We start from the raw sequence: 14,372 nt of genomic DNA on the forward strand, positions 1-14,372 counted from the left end.
ATGGCCGTCAAAATAAAGTGCCACGTGCAATTCCGGAATTCTACCTACATTCCCGGCCGGGATCAGGAAATCTGAACTTGCTGGCCTTGAACGCGGCCATCGAGGCGGCGCGTGCCGGCCAGTCGGGGCGTGGCTTCGCGGTGGTCGCCGACGAAGTGCGCAAGCTGGCCGAGCGCACGACGCGGTCGACGCAGGAAATATCGAGCATGATCGCGGCCATTCAGAGCGGTTCGCGCGACGCCGTGGCGAGCATGAAGGTCGGTGTCAGTCGCGTCGCGGCGGGTGTCGCGCTGGCCACGCAAGCCGGCGAATCGCTGGCCGAGATCGGCGACAACGCGCGCCAGGTGGTAGGCAGCGTCGCGCACATCTCGAATGCCCTGAGCGAACAGAGCGTCGCCAGCAGCGAGATCGCACGCAACGTCGAACGTGTGGCGCGGATGGCCGACGAGAACTGTACGGCGGTCGCCGGCACGGCCGAAACGGCGGCGCAACTCGAAGGCCTTTCGGAAAGCCTGGACGCCGAGGTGCGCCGCTTCAAGCTCGGCTGAAGCGGCTGCCGGCCTTGCCCGTCAGTTCTTCTCCGGCAGCGCCGACGAGTGGTGACTGCTGATCAACCATTGCGTCCCGTTCCACTTGTAGGTGTAGGTAAAGCGCGCTTTGACCTGCACGCCGGTGCTGCGGTAAGTGAAGGTGTACAGGCCGCTATCAAGCGCGCTGTTGCAGCCAATCTCGATGCGTCGCCAATCGATCTTGCCGGCCGGCTTGTTGGCCAGGAAGTGATTGAAGTAATCGGCTTTCTCGGCGGCACTGACTCGCGGCTTGTTCGACACGGTCGGAAGAAGCACCGAGTCCTCGGCATAGTTGGCGACCACCTGCTGCGTGTCGCCGCTTTGCAGCGAGCGATTCCAGCGCTCGAACAGCGCGGCAATTTCCGGCTCGCTGGTCGCTTTGCAGGCGGTCGTGCCAGTGCTGGCCGTGGTTGATGCGGGCGGGCTTGCGGCGCAACCGGCGAGCGCGATGGCGAGGGCCATGGATAGACGCGGGGGGAGGGCAGGATGACTTTTCATTGAGGGTCCTTTGCTGGTCTTGCCGGACGGTGGAGGAAACCACATGGCAGCTGATCGGCGCCAGTTGCGCAGCCCGGAGAAGCGCCGGCCGACTGCTCGCTGCTGCGCACTCTACAAGACCGCCGCGACGAGGTCCATCGCCGTTGCGCAAGCGGGCGCGGCCAGGGCTATGACGCGGGCGTCGGAACGGCTGCCCAGCGAGGTCTTGCTTGGCGCGTCATAAGTGCCCGCAGTGCCGGCGACAGCGGCATGCGCCTTCGGCCTTGCCGCTGAATCGAGACCGCGCCAGGTCGAACTCTTCGGCTCCACCAGCAGCGTCACGGTGAAGGTCGCGCCCTTGCCCGCTTCGCTGGTGGCCTCGATCGTGCCAGCATGCCGCTGGACGATACCCCAGCTCAACGACAGCCCCAGTCCGGTGCCCTTGCCGACCGGCTTGGTCGTGTAGAAGGGATTGAAGACCGACGCAAGCGCCGGTGCTTCTATGCCGACTCCCGTGTCGCTGATCTGGATATGCACCGCGCTATCGCCGACGCATTCGGTGGTGATCGTGATTTCGCCGCTCCCTTCGATGGCTGGCCCGGCGTTGACCAGTAGAGTCATGAACACCTGGTTGATCTGCGACGGCAGGCAGCGAATCTGCGGCAAGGAGCCGTAGTTCTTGCTTACCGTGCAGTGGTACTTGGGCTCATTCCAGACGATGTTGAGTGTCGAATCGAGGCACTCATGGATATCGCTCCACTGCCAATCGGGCTTGTCGATGCGCGAGAAGTTCTTGAGATCGACGACGATCTTGCGTACCCGCTCGAGACCGCCGCTGGTTTCACGAAGCAGGTCGGCGACGTCCTTCTTCAGGTAGTCGTAGTCGAGCTCGCGGCGGAGTCGTCGCGCCTCGTCGAATGCGTTGTCGCTAGCCGCCAGCGTCGCAGCGTTCTCGTAGGCCGCGATGATCGAGAAGAGGTTTTGCAGATAGCCGCCCAGCGAGCCGAGATTCGAGCCGACAAAGGCGATCGGGTTGTTGATCTCGTGCGCCACTCCGGCCGCCAGTTGGCCGATGGCCGCCATCTTGTTCGACTGTAGCAGCTGCAGATGCGCCTCTTCCAGCGCATGCACGCCTTCCAGCACTTGGTGGACGAGTTGCAGGTTGGCTCTTTTCAGCAAGTCGCGCGCCGCTTTGGCCTCGATCTGGGTGCGGACGCGGGCCAGTACAATGGCCGGACTGATCGGCTTGGTGATGTAGTCGGCGGCGCCAAGTTCGAGCCCGCGCTGCTCGTCTTCTCGTGAATCCATAGCGGTGACAAAGATCACCGGGACGTCGCGGAAGGCCGGCGATTCGCGCAGCTTGGCGAGAACGGTATAGCCATCCATGTCCGGCATCATCACGTCGAGCATATCAGGTGGGGGACAACTCCGGTCTTGATCGCCGCCAGTGCCTCGCTTCCCGAGCGCGCGGAGCGGACGCGAAAATGGCGTTGCAGGACTGCCGTCAGGACCATGAGATTGGTCGGTTCGTCGTCGACGACAAGTATCGTTGCCGCAGCATGGTCGGAGGTCTCGCGACCGGCATTCGGCGTTTCGTCCATTTCCCCATCTTCCAGGTTCGGCAGCACGTGCCAGATTTCAGGTCCTGCCGGCCTTGTGTCCGCCCAGCTGGTGCGAATTTCCAGAGAAGCGTTCTTTGGCGTTGTTCGCTGAGGCTTTCTCCGGAAATCGAAGGAGCTTGCGCAGGCGGGCAGGGTGGCATCGCCGGTGCGCCTGTTTATCGCACGTTCTTTCAGCAACAAGCGTGTGCTTTTCGGCTTTTCGTATGTGGCCGGCGCCAGCTGGGGTGTCGCCGGGGGCAAACTGCGCCAGGGCCGCTTCATCTCAATCGGCACGGCGAGGTCGCCTTGCGCAGGCCCGAGCGTCCATCCGCTAGGCTTCAGGTAGCCAGCGGACGACGATTGCCAGCAGCGCCTCGGGGTCGACTGGGATGGTGATGAACTCGTTGATGCCCGCCTTCAGGCCGCGCTGGTGATCGTCATCGACGGCCATCTCCGTAAAAGCCAGGATCGGCGTACTGCGGTAGTCGGCCAGCACGCGCAGCGCTCGCGTCGCGTCGACTCCGCCCATCACCGGCATCTGCATGCTCAGCAAGACCAGGTCGTAATGCCGGCCGGCTGCCAATGCTACGGCCTCGGCACCGTTGTCGGCGACGTCGACGGCGATGCCGGCGGCGGCAAGAATCGCCTGCGTCGCGGCGTGTTTGACGAGCCTGTCCTCAGCCAGGAGGATGCGGATCTCGTGGCTGGTAGTCGCCAGGAGCGTGCTCTTCGCACGGCTCGCGGCCTCGGCCGCATCGCGCGCGCGCAGCAGTTCCTCTTCATGCTCATCGATTCGGTCGAGTAGGCGGTTGAAACCGCTGACCATGACGCTGAGCTCGTCGTCGCCAACAGCTGCGAGGCGGCTGCGACGCTCGCCACCATGGCGTGTGCTGTCGATGAAGGCGATGAACGCCGAGATTGGCCTGATGACATGGCGCGACAGGGCGAGGAAGAGGATGCCCATGCCGATGGCCATGGCCAGCACGCCGACGGCCATCGTCCAGCCGATGAGTTGTTGTTGTTCGGCGTCGATCAGTTTTTCGGGAAAACCAACGACGACGATGGCGACCCGGTTTCCGGTCGCATCCGGGACCATGGCCATGGCGGCGAGATTGCCGTCGCCCAGGGCGTCGGCGGTCAGTTTCCCGGACTCGAGTGCTGTCGCGAGGGCCGCCTGCGCGTGTTCTGCCTCGGGCATTTGAGCATCGCTCTGGAAAATTACGCGGCCTTTGGCGTCGGCAACTCGCGCGAAGGCGAGGCCATCGTTGCCCGCCACGGCCTGCGCGCACTGCTCCTCGAAGCCTTGCAGACCGTGCAGGTCGATTCCCAGCGAAAGGATGTGTTCGAGTTGCCACGCCAGACCGCGAGCGATGGCGGTCGCCCGCGATAATTGCACTTCGGTCAAGCGCGTCGCGAAGATGTGGCTGGAGGCCGATACAGTGGCGGCCATGGCCAGGACGACGATGGCCGAGGCGATCAGCAGGATCTTGCCGCGTAGGCCGAGTTGCACTACGGCTTGGCCCACTCGTAGCCGGTCACCACCTCGGACGAAAGGAGCACTGTGGACGTGACGCTAATGCCGAGCTGTTTGGCGCGCGCCAGATTGATCGCCGGATGGCCCCTGACCGTCGGTTTGATGGGCAGCGACGCCGGCGACTGGCCGTCGAGGAGAATGGCGCGCGCCAGGCGGCCAGCGGCCAGCCCCTGTTCGCGCTCGGAGATGGTCATCGACGCGAGAACGCCAAAATGGACGCGGTCGATCCAGAAACTGGTATCCGGCAGGGTGCCGTTCTCGCTCGCCCATTTCTGTACGTCCTGATAGCGAACGTTCTTGCCGTCGGTCCCGGCGAGATTGAAAATGCCCAGTTGTACGACGGCGTCGGCGACGGTCGAGTAGCTGGCGAGCTTCTCCTTGAACTGCTCGAAGGTCTTCACCTGATCGACGGCGACCAGTTCCACCCCGGGCAGGCGGTCCATTGACGCTCGCATGCGGGCGATGACCGGCGGCCATTGCGGCCCGGTGTCCGAGATTACCGCCAGGCGCCTGATTTTCGGCGAGAGCACCTGCAGCAGCTTCACCGATTCGACGAAGTGCTCCTGTTCGAGGACGCCCGTGACGTTGCTGGCGCCTTCCATGCCGTGCTTGCGCGGCTCCTTGTTTACGCCGCTGAAGACGAAAGGCAGTTTCTGGTTCAGGTAGTGGCGAGTGACGAACTCCTGGGCGTCGTCATCGGACGTGTAGACCAGGTCCGGCTTCCAGTTGTCGATCAGTGCCCTGGCCTCGCGGCCCTTCTGCTCTTTGGCGTCGCGGCTGCCGTTGCGCTTGACGTCCATCTGGAACACCTGGTACTCGGCGCGAACGTCGCTGCCCAGCCCTTCCTTGAAACCGGCGAATTGGCCATCGGTCCATCGCCACGGCGAGTCGAAGCTCATCACGTGCAGGATTCGAAAGGGCTCGCGTTGGGCAGCGGGCAGGGTTTCGCCCTGCGCGTGAACCGTCAGGGCTTGAGCAAGCCCAAGCCCAAGCAGAGCCAGCAGGCCCGTCGTAAACACGCTGCGCAATATGGATTTCACGGAGTTCTCCGCTTGCTGATGCGGTTCGCTTGTCACGTCGCCCGCGCTGGGCACGCCCAATCGTCCTTCCTTGCCTTGCGCAACAGTCAAGCCGAGAATCATTGAAAGTCGACAGCGCAGTCTAGGTGCCGACGTCGCCCACGGACAATCACTTCACTTCACGGATTGTCGATTGCCATCCAGAAATCAGCGAAGGCGCGGCGCCCGCCGACGAGGTGAGGGTGGATGGCTATTTCGCCGCAGGTAAAGAGCTGGAGGCCGCTCGGCAATGCTCTGTCGCACGCCACCTCGATCGCTTTCGTGTCAATCGCGTTCCCCGCCAGGGCTTAGGAAAGCAGCGCGCGCCGGTGCTTTTCCGGTTTAATGCCGCATGCGCGTCAACATTCTTGCCTTCGCTATGGGTGTCGGTTTTCTGCAGACCCGGGAGAGTCTGCCGAACTGGCCGCTGCTGGTCCTGCTGATCGGCGCGCTGTGCGTATTGTTGTGGGTTGGCCGGTCAGCTCCGCAGCTGCCGCAGCGCGCGCGGTCGGCGTTAACTTGCGCGCTGTTGGGCGTCGCCTGGGCGGCGCTGCTCGCCGGCCAGCGCTTGCACGACGGCTTGCCGGAAGAATGGGAAGGCCGCGATGTGCAGCTGGTCGGGGTGGTCGCCGGCTTGCCGCATCGCTTCGAGAGTGGCGAGCGCTTCGCCTTCGTCGTCGAGTCAGCGGTGTCGGCCGACGGGGCGGCCGCCCTGGTGCCGCGGCGGATCATGCTCGCGTGGTACCAGGGTCGTCAGTACGACGAGTGGCGTGAAGCGCTGGCGCTGCGCCCGGCCGAGCGCTGGCGGCTTACGGTGCGTCTGAAAAGGCCGCATGGCAACGCCAACCCGCATGGTTTCGACTACGAGGCGTGGCTGCTCGAGCGCGATCTGCGGGCCACCGGCTACGTGCGCCCGGGCGCCGGCGCGCAGCGCCTGGACGATTTCGTCTGGCGGCCGGCCTACGCCATCGAGCGCCTGCGCGAAGCGATTCGCGCTTCCTTTTTCGCGGTTCTGCCCGAGGCGCCAAATGTCGGCATCCTGGCGGCGCTGGCGATCGGCGACCAGCAGGCCATTTCGGCCGCGCAGTGGCGTTTGTTCCGGCAGACCGGGGTCACACACCTGATGTCTATTTCAGGTTTGCACGTGACCATGGTCGCGGCGCTCCTGGCGGCCCTGGTCGGCTGGCTGTGGCGGCGCAGCGAGCGGCTGATGCTCTGGCTGCCGGCGCCGAAAGCGGCGATCGCCGCCGGCTGGCTGGCGGCGGTCGTCTATTCGCTGCTCGCCGGTTTTGCGGTGCCGACGCAACGGACGCTGTACATGCTCAGCGTCGTCGCGCTGGCACTGTGGTCGGGGCGCAACCTGGGCGCCAGCCGCAGCCTCTTGCTGGCGCTGCTGGTGGTCCTGCTGTTGGACCCCTGGGCGGTCCTGGCCCCGGGCTTCTGGCTATCCTTCGCGGCCGTCGGCCTACTCTTCTTCGTCGGTACGGCGCGGCTCGGTTTGCGCCGCGGCTGGCGCGCGGCGCTCGCCCGCTGGGGGGCGACGCAGTGGGCGGTGAGCGTCGGCACGCTGCCGCTGCTGCTGCTCCTGTTCCAGCAGTTCTCGCTGGTCGCACCGCTGGCCAATGCCGTGGCGATTCCTGTTGTCAGCTTCCTGATCACGCCGCTGGCGCTGCTCTTCGCGATCGTCCCCTGGCCGCCACTGCTGTACGTCGACCACTGGCTGCTGTTCGGCCTGATGGGCTTTCTCGAATGGCTGGCGCGCTGGCCGCTGTGGCAACAACCGGCACCGCCGCTGGCGGCGACGCTGCTGGCGCTGCTCGGCGTCGTCTGGTTGCTGTTGCCGCGTGGTTTTCCGGCGCGGTGGTTCGGACTGTGCCTGCTGTTGCCGGCGCTATTTTGGCCAGCGGCACGGCCGGCAGCGGGCGACGCCTGGGTCGAAGTGCTCGACGTTGGCCAGGGACTGGCGGTCGTCGTGCGCACCGCCGAACACACGCTGCTCTACGATACCGGCCCGCTGTACAGCGCCGAGTCCGACGCCGGACAGCGCATCGTCGTGCCGTATCTGCGCGCGACCGGCGTCGAGCGGCTCGACGCGCTGATCATTACGCATCGCGACAAGGATCATTCGGGTGGACTGGTCGCCGTCCAGGAAGCGCTGCCGATTGCCCGCACGCTGAGCTCGCTGCCCGAACTGCCGGGTGAGCGCTGTGTGGCGGGTCAGACCTGGGAGTGGGACGGCGTGCGCTTTACGATCCTGCACCCGGCCGCCGACGACTACCAGCGCAAGGCCGTCAAGACCAACAATATGAGCTGCGTGCTGCGCGTCGCGAACGCTTTTGGCAGCGTCTTGCTGACTTCCGACATCGAGGCCCGCGACGAACACGCGCTGATGGCGCGCGGGCCGTCGCTGCTGCACAGCGACGTGCTGTTGGTGCCGCACCATGGCAGCGGCACGTCGTCGACCGCCGACTTCATTGCCGCGGTTGGCGCCCGCGAAGTGATCATTCCGGTGGGCTACCGAAACCGCTACCAGCATCCACGGTCCGACGTCGTCGACCGTTACGCCGGCAGCCGGCTGTGGCGCAGCGATGCCGACGGTGCCGTTCTCGTCAAGTTGGCCGACGGCATCACTGTCTCGTCGTATCGAGCTGAATATCGCCGCTACTGGCAGGGAAAGTGACGGTGTAGGTGCGTGCCGCCTGTGTCGCGTGTCCGCACACCGGGAGCTGGCGCTGTTTGGCGCTGTCGTCAGCCCCAGAAAGCCGTTTGCGCGGGGTGTCTCGTTTGCCACTGCTGGCGATATTGCTGGGCATTGGCCTCGATCCATGCCAGCGCGCGGCCGTCACGCTCGTCGGAAGGAAAAGGTTCCAGATACGCTTCGAGCACGGCGAGTTGCTGTTGGAGAAAGTCTGTTTCGGAGAAACGCGGCTTCGCGACGTGCACGACAAGACGACGAAAGAACCGAATTGCGGAGTGATCTGGCAGGTTCATACGTTGCGCTCCTTGATGGCAGTGTCTGCGGCGGTGCTCATGCGGATCGTCTGGCAATCGCCACCCTGCTGCGGTTCTTGCGGTGGCCTTGACGCTGAACTGCACGAAGTCGCCGACGATGACAGTGACAAGCAACTTTAACTAATTGAGCTAACGTGCTGTAAGCTCAAGCTATTGTTTTCCACGTCAGGGGGGGGTTGTCAATACCGATGAGGCCCTGGCGAGTTTTTTTCGTGAGCACCGATGTAAAACGGCCACACTCCTCGAGCGGTCGCTGATCGCCATGGAGCGCCAATCGAAGTTCGCGGCGGGTGGCCAGCGCTCGCTGCCGGCGCTGTGCGTTTCCTTCCGGGGCTTGCCTGCGAGCCGGCTCGGCGCCGCCTCGGCGCTCGGCGCTCGGGCTTGTGCTAGAGTTGCACGCTTTCCGTAGCGCCGAATGGCTGAAGAAAATGCACTTTGCAGGGAGAAATGGCCGATGAGCGTCCGCGCCGAGGTCTCACGCTGGCTGATCGGCGAAGCGCCGGGATGCGTCGAACGCGACGTACGTTGTGCGTCGGCGTCGGGTTTGCACCGCATGGCCTATACGCAATGGGGCGAGCCCGACAATCCGAAAGTTCTGGTCTGCGTACACGGCTTGACGCGCAACGGTCGCGACTTCGACGACCTGGCCCGGTCGATGGCTGCCGACTATCGCGTGATCTGCCCGGATGTCGTCGGGCGTGGGCGCAGCGACTGGCTGCGCGATCCGTCGAGCTACGTCTTTCCGCAGTACGTGGCCGATCTGCTGGTGCTGCTGGCGCGCCTCGACGTCGACTCGGTGCACTGGCTGGGCACCTCGATGGGCGGCTTGATAGGCATGTGGATCGCCAGTCAGGACGACTCGCCGATTGCTCGCCTGGTGCTCAACGACGTTGGCCCGCTGATTCCCGTAGACTCCTTGCGGCTGATTGGCGAGTACGTCGGTCGGGCACCGAAGTTCGAAACCTATGACGACGCCGAGAAGTACGTCCGCCTGGTCAGCGAGCCTTTTGGCCGCTTGACCGACGCGCAGTGGCGACACCTCACCGAAGTCAGCCTGCAGCACGCCGCCGACGGACGTCTCGAGATGCGTTACGACCCGGCTATCGGCGACCCGTTCCGGCACGAGCTGAGTTTGGGCGACGTCAATCTATGGCCGATCTACGACCGCATCCGCTGCCCGACACTGGTCGTTCGCGGCGCCGAGTCGACGGTGCTGACGTGCGCCACGCTGCACGAGATGGCCTTGCGCGGGCCACGCCCGCAGACCGTGGAAATCCCGGGCGCCGGGCACGCACCGATGTTTCTCGACGCCACCCAGATCGACGTCGTACGCGAGTTCCTGCTGCTCGTCTGACGCAGCAAGGCCTTCGTCGATTCGACGAAGGCCCTGGGGTGGGGTAGGACCGGCTAGCCGCCGATCAGCCCGCAGACGACGCGGGCGCCACCGCCGCCGAGCGCCGCCGGCTGATCAGAGTGATTGTCGCCGCCAGCGTGCAGCATCAGCGAACGATTCGCGACCTCCGACAGTTTCTTCATCCTTGGCGCCAGCACCGGGTTGCTGGCGCTGCCGTCGGCGGCAACGTACAGCGCCGGCAGGTCGCCGAGATGGCCGTCACCCCACGGCTCGCCGTGGTGCTTCGTTGCCTGTGGATCAAAATGCCCACCGGCGGCCAGTGCGGCAATCGCCGTGCCGTCTTTTTCTGCCGGCTCGCACGACGGATTCTGGTGCACATGAAATCCGTGCAGACCCGGCGGCAAGCCCTTGAGATTGGGGTAGAAAGCCAGACCGTACGGCGTTTCGACGATGCGCACCGTGCCGACGGTCGCGCCGACACCCTGGCCGTTAACCAGATTCAGGGTGACCGTAGTCTCGGTTTCGGCAGCACACGCCAGGGCGGGGAAGACCACACAGGCCACAACAGCAATTGAACGTTTCATGAATCACTCCTTGTCCGGAAGATGGATGGCTCGGCGTCACGGGGTGGACGCCGGCGTGTTGCGCCGACCGGGATGCGTCGTCGAGTTATCATAACGACAAGCTCAAGGGCAGGGCAAGGTCGCGTGCCGGCGGCGCTCTTCTTGGCGCCGGTCGTGGTCGTCGGGCAGCTTCTGGAAATGGTCGTTCGGCCGCGCGCCGCCGACGTGTCGCGGTGGCAGTTGGCGCTGGTCTGCGGGGCCGTTTGGCTGCTCAGCCTGGTCGTCGTGCTGGTGCTGTTCACCGATTTGCAGCTGTTCCGGATTTACGAATACCACTTCAAAGCCTTCGTCTGGAACCTGCTGACGACTCCAGGTGGTCTGCCGGCGCTCGGCGTGACCGAGGAGACGACCTACACCGTCGCCGCGCTGGTGATCCTGGCGGCAATCGTGCTGGCGGCGATGCTGTGGTTCATTCACCGCGGTGCTGCCCGAAGGCGCTCTGGGCCGCCGTCGCTTTGTACAGCCAGGTGGCCAGCAGGCCGCGTTTGCCCGATGAGTCGGACTCGGCCATGCGCACCCGGCAACCGCCATATGGGAGCCCGATTTCATCGAGCGTTAAGAGAGCAGCCGAGGCTCGCCGCAAAAATGAAAATCACGATCGTTTTCTCGGGGCACATCGGTAAATCGGCGGCCCGGGAATCAGCCGCGCGAAAAGACAGCGATTGACGATCGATAAGGGATCCGGAGATACTCACCCTTCTGCGAGAAGTCCCTTTGCCATTCCACCTCCTGGTGGCTCTGCCACCGTCGCCCAGTGCCTGCCATCCTGCCCCTTCCTGTCAATCCGTGGTATGTCTGCCTGAGCAAGCCGCGGCGCGAGGCGGTCGCGGTGCGCAAGCTTGAGGAACAGGGCTATGAGGTTTTCCTGCCGATGCTCACGCGCTGGGAAAAGGCCAGGGGTGGCTGGAAGAAGCAGCAAGAGGTGATGTTTCCCCGTTACTGTTTCGTCCGCTGCGGTCGCCCAGAGCAGAGTATCGCGCCGATTCGCAGTACCCCCGGCGTCACCGGACTGGTGAGTTTCGGTACGGTTCCCGCCACGCTGGACGATGCGACGCTGGCAGCGATTCGTTCGCTGACTGAGCGACAGGCTCGGGCAATGGACGAGGAAAAATTCCCTTTTCAGGCCGGCGACAGCGTCGACATCGCGGCTGGCCCGCTCAAGGGCATGTCCGGAATCGTTTCCACCGTCGCGACGGAACGGGTGACCGTCATGCTCACGCTGCTCGGTCGTGAAAAGCCTGTGGCCGTACCGGCCGCGCACCTGCAGCTGGCGTGATGCAGCGAGCGTAATGCGACGCTGATCGCCCGATCAAGCGGGCTCCAACAATCAGCCACCACGGCGCGATCAATGGCGTCCGTGCGCTGGTCGTCGGCCACGTCCGCATCGATCCTGTCGCTCACTTGGGTCGTCGTCATGGCGAACGCAGTGAAGCAATCCAGTGGGTTGTGGCGACCGGGCGGTGGGGTGGTCGGAGTGGACTACTGGTAGACTGCCGCATTGTTTTGCTGCTTGCAGTGACGTTTCGTTTTGTGTCTGCGCTTGCAGACGATTTAAGGATCAGCCATGAAAACCATCGACATCATCGCCGGCGCACGGCCCAACTTCATGAAGATCGCGCCGATCATCAGTGCGCTTAAGGCAGCTGCGGCCCAGGGGGGCTTGCTGCGCTATCGCCTGATCCACACCGGCCAGCATTACGATAAAGCGATGTCCGGCGGTTTTTTCGAGCAGCTCGGGATTCCTGAACCCGATATCAATCTGGAAGTAGGTTCGGGCACGCAGGCCGAGCAGACCGCGGCGATCATGGTGCGTTACGAGAAAGCCCTGATCGCGCAGCGCAGTGATCTGTGTCTGGTAGTTGGCGACGTCACGTCGACGATGGCGTGTTCGATCGTCGCCCGTAAGTTGGGCGTGCCGGTGGCGCATGTCGAAGGCGGCATCCGCTCCGGCGACTGGAGCATGCCGGAAGAGATCAACCGGGTGGTGACCGATTCGATCAGCAACTGGTTTTTTACGACCAGCGCGACGGCCAACGAGCACCTGCGCCGCGCCGGGATTGCCGATGAGCGGATTTTTTTCGTCGGCAACACGATGATCGACACGCTGCTCAAACAGCTGCCGCGTTTGCAGCCGCCGGCTTTCTGGGAGGCTCTGGGCTTGCAGCCGGGAGAGTATTTCGTCGTGACCCTGCACCGCCCGGCGAACGTCGATGGCGAGCAGCAATTGTTGCGCTTGTTGCAGGCGATTGCCGACGGTACGGGGGGGCTGCCGGTGGTCTTTCCGGTGCATCCGCGTACGGCGAAGAACATGCGCGAGCTGGCAGGCCAGATCCCGGGGTTGCACTATGTCGATCCGCAGGCCTACCTGGAATTCAACTATCTGGTGAAACACGCCAAAGGCGTTATCACCGATTCCGGCGGGATCACCGAGGAAACCACGGTGATGGGCGTGCCGTGCCTGACGCTGCGTGACAACACCGAGCGGCCAGAGACGGTGAGTGTGGGGACCAATGAATTGATCGGTACCGACCCGGCCAGGCTGGGGCCTGCGCTGGCGCGTCTGATGGCGGGGCAATGGAAGAAGGGCGCCGTGCCGGAAAAGTGGGATGGGCGAGCGGCCGAGCGGATCGTCGCCGAGTTGCAGCGTTTGTTGGCGTAAGGATCATGGCCTGTCGAGATGCCCAAGCTCATGAAAGTCATGAGCACCCCTCTCTTACTTGCCGTGCGCATGCCGGCTTGCACGCCGGAATCGTTCGCTGGGCAGGGAGCGGGCTCGCCGAGCACTGACTTCTTGCAGAGCCTGGCCGGTAGACCTTCCGCCAGGCGGTCGACCGCGGAAACAATGCTTTGCTCGCCGTTTTGATCCGGCGGCGTGGCCAGGATGCGCCTACCGTTCTCTTGCTGCCGCTTGTTGCCGAGGGTTGCGGGTTCTAGCCGTCGCTTCGGGCAGCGACGCAGACGTCTCGGCCGTGCCATGGCGGCGGTCGCCGGCATCGGGCTGGCCGTCGGCACCCTTGCCGGCACTTTTTCGCTTGCGCACGCGCAGGACCCCAAGCCGCGCTGGTACTCCAACGCACCCGGTGGTTTGGATTTCCGGGTTTTCGGCTACGGATTCAAGCGCGGTGGACGCTGGCGGGTAGGCAGTGTTCCGAACTGCAGCAGAGCTGGCTGTTCGGCGGCTCCCTAGGGGTTTCCAGTTGATTTCCACAAACCAATCAAGCTCCACGGCAGTAGCGGCGTGGTGGCGTGTACCGGCAACAATTCCGACCTGATCGGCATCGCCTGGCAGTATCGTTGGGGTGCCGGCCAAAGGCGGAGAAGCTGGCCGCTGCCGTACGGCAAAGTCGACTGGATTGCGTGGCCAGCGCGATCGTCGGCGCGGCACCTGCGCGGTGGCTGATCCCGACAGCACGCATGGTGTGGAATTGTGCACGGTGTCCGGCACGCCCTACTGATAAGCTGGTGGCAGATCAAGGCTCAGCAGATGTTGCGGCGCAGTAGATTGTTTTAATGCTGCTTCAAGTTGTTCTACTGCAGGCCGTTAGCCAAGATAGCGGCTGTAAATTCGCGTCGCGTCACAGTTTGCACGCAAGCTGAATGAGGCTACGGAAGCGCAGCGTTTGATCCCACTGGAGCACTTCCCGATGGCCTGAGAGAAAAAAACTAGAAGAAAACCCCCAACTTTTGGTCGGGGATTGCTTATAATGATGCTGCGCTGCAACACGACTGGACTCATGAGGTTTCGGTCGGTAGGTCACAGCGCTCGGCATCGCCAAACTCTCAGGAGCAACATCATGAAAGCACCAAAAATTCTACCGTGGGTCGCCCACAAAACCGGCATCAGCGAAGAATTGGCTCTCAAGCTATGGCGTCGTGCGGCCGGGGAAGCGGAAGGAATGACTGGCTGCCGTGACAGTTCGGACTACTACCGCTTGTCGGTAGAGCGTTTCATTGATCTCGCAGAAAGCGAAGGCGCTTGCTCGCTGGTACGTGACGCGCCGAGCGTGAGCTGTGTTTTCTGGCTATGGCGTCACCAGAGCCGGGTCTCGAGCTTGCACCTTATCGCCGCGCAGAACGTCGCCAAGCTATGGCAGTCGGGGGTGAACCGGATGTTGCGTATCGAAACGCGCGCCGTCTGATCATT

Annotated in this window: 14 protein-coding genes; 7 read left to right on the forward strand and 7 right to left on the reverse strand. The window is 63.9% G+C overall.

Translation table 11 applies throughout. From position 1 onward, the window contains the following. The first annotated feature begins 77 nt into the window (after window positions 1-77). Window positions 78-548 (forward strand): methyl-accepting chemotaxis protein, encoded by a 471-nt coding sequence (locus QZ656_RS15770; protein ID WP_366522180.1) that lies wholly within the window; start codon window positions 78-80, stop codon window positions 546-548. 21 nt (window positions 549-569) lie between these two features. Here the strand turns inward: QZ656_RS15770 and QZ656_RS15775 are convergent, their stop codons facing one another. From QZ656_RS15775 to QZ656_RS15795, 5 genes are all read right to left on the reverse strand, one after another. Next, a complete protein-coding gene (locus QZ656_RS15775) occupies window positions 570-1,031 on the reverse strand; it encodes an SgcJ/EcaC family oxidoreductase (RefSeq protein WP_291994288.1) in 462 nt (153 codons plus the stop codon). Between the two features lie 147 nt (window positions 1,032-1,178). Continuing rightward, complete coding sequence (locus QZ656_RS15780) at window positions 1,179-2,444, reverse strand: ATP-binding protein (RefSeq protein WP_291994688.1); 1,266 nt, start codon at window positions 2,442-2,444, stop codon at window positions 1,179-1,181. Then, the gene (locus tag QZ656_RS15785; RefSeq protein WP_291994289.1) at window positions 2,444-2,941 is read right to left on the reverse strand and encodes a hypothetical protein; all 498 of its coding nucleotides are present in this window, start codon (window positions 2,939-2,941) and stop codon (window positions 2,444-2,446) included. Before QZ656_RS15785 ends, QZ656_RS15780 begins: the two co-directional genes overlap by 1 nt. A 37-nt stretch (window positions 2,942-2,978) precedes the next feature. Then, window positions 2,979-4,172, reverse strand: a complete 1,194-nt coding sequence (locus tag QZ656_RS15790; protein WP_291994290.1) for a response regulator — start codon at window positions 4,170-4,172, stop codon at window positions 2,979-2,981. Beyond that, window positions 4,157-5,221, reverse strand: coding sequence for an ABC transporter substrate binding protein (locus QZ656_RS15795; protein WP_291994291.1), 1,065 nt, complete (start codon window positions 5,219-5,221; stop codon window positions 4,157-4,159). Before QZ656_RS15795 ends, QZ656_RS15790 begins: the two co-directional genes overlap by 16 nt. Window positions 5,222-5,591: 370 nt before the next feature. Between QZ656_RS15795 and QZ656_RS15800 the strand changes: the two genes are divergently transcribed. Then, on the forward strand, window positions 5,592-7,919 hold the full coding sequence (locus QZ656_RS15800; protein ID WP_291994292.1) for a DNA internalization-related competence protein ComEC/Rec2: 2,328 nt from the start codon (window positions 5,592-5,594) through the stop codon (window positions 7,917-7,919). A 68-nt stretch (window positions 7,920-7,987) separates the two neighbouring features. Here QZ656_RS15800 and QZ656_RS15805 read toward each other — a convergent pair whose 3' ends face one another. Next, on the reverse strand, window positions 7,988-8,230 hold the full coding sequence (locus tag QZ656_RS15805; RefSeq protein ID WP_291994293.1) for a hypothetical protein: 243 nt from the start codon (window positions 8,228-8,230) through the stop codon (window positions 7,988-7,990). Between the two features lie 475 nt (window positions 8,231-8,705). Here QZ656_RS15805 and QZ656_RS15810 point away from each other — a divergent pair, with 475 nt between their 5' ends. Then, complete coding sequence (locus QZ656_RS15810; protein ID WP_291994294.1) at window positions 8,706-9,605, forward strand: alpha/beta hydrolase; 900 nt, start codon at window positions 8,706-8,708, stop codon at window positions 9,603-9,605. Between the two features lie 53 nt (window positions 9,606-9,658). On the opposite strand, the gene sodC is transcribed toward QZ656_RS15810, so the two are convergent. Beyond that, entirely contained in the window at window positions 9,659-10,189 is a 531-nt protein-coding gene (gene sodC, locus QZ656_RS15815) for a superoxide dismutase [Cu-Zn] SodC (RefSeq protein WP_291994295.1), read from the reverse strand. 141 nt (window positions 10,190-10,330) lie between these two features. Between sodC and QZ656_RS15820 the strand changes: the two genes are divergently transcribed. The 4 genes from QZ656_RS15820 to QZ656_RS15835 all read left to right on the forward strand — a co-directional run bounded on the left by QZ656_RS15820 (window position 10,331) and on the right by QZ656_RS15835 (window position 14,367). After that, window positions 10,331-10,894: a DUF3413 domain-containing protein gene (locus tag QZ656_RS15820; protein WP_291994296.1), complete on the forward strand. Its 564-nt coding sequence runs from the start codon at window positions 10,331-10,333 to the stop codon at window positions 10,892-10,894. A gap of 88 nt (window positions 10,895-10,982) precedes the next feature. Next, entirely contained in the window at window positions 10,983-11,504 is a 522-nt protein-coding gene (locus QZ656_RS15825) for a transcriptional activator RfaH (RefSeq protein ID WP_291994297.1), read from the forward strand. A gap of 288 nt (window positions 11,505-11,792) precedes the next feature. Beyond that, complete coding sequence (gene wecB / locus QZ656_RS15830) at window positions 11,793-12,887, forward strand: UDP-N-acetylglucosamine 2-epimerase (non-hydrolyzing) (protein ID WP_291994298.1); 1,095 nt, start codon at window positions 11,793-11,795, stop codon at window positions 12,885-12,887. 1,135 nt (window positions 12,888-14,022) lie between these two features. Further along, window positions 14,023-14,367, forward strand: coding sequence for a hypothetical protein (locus QZ656_RS15835; RefSeq protein ID WP_291994299.1), 345 nt, complete (start codon window positions 14,023-14,025; stop codon window positions 14,365-14,367). Window positions 14,368-14,372: the final 5 nt, after the last annotated feature.

The organism is Candidatus Accumulibacter sp. ACC003, assembly GCF_907163085.1.
In the GTDB taxonomy this organism is placed as follows: Bacteria; Pseudomonadota; Gammaproteobacteria; order Burkholderiales; family Rhodocyclaceae; genus Accumulibacter.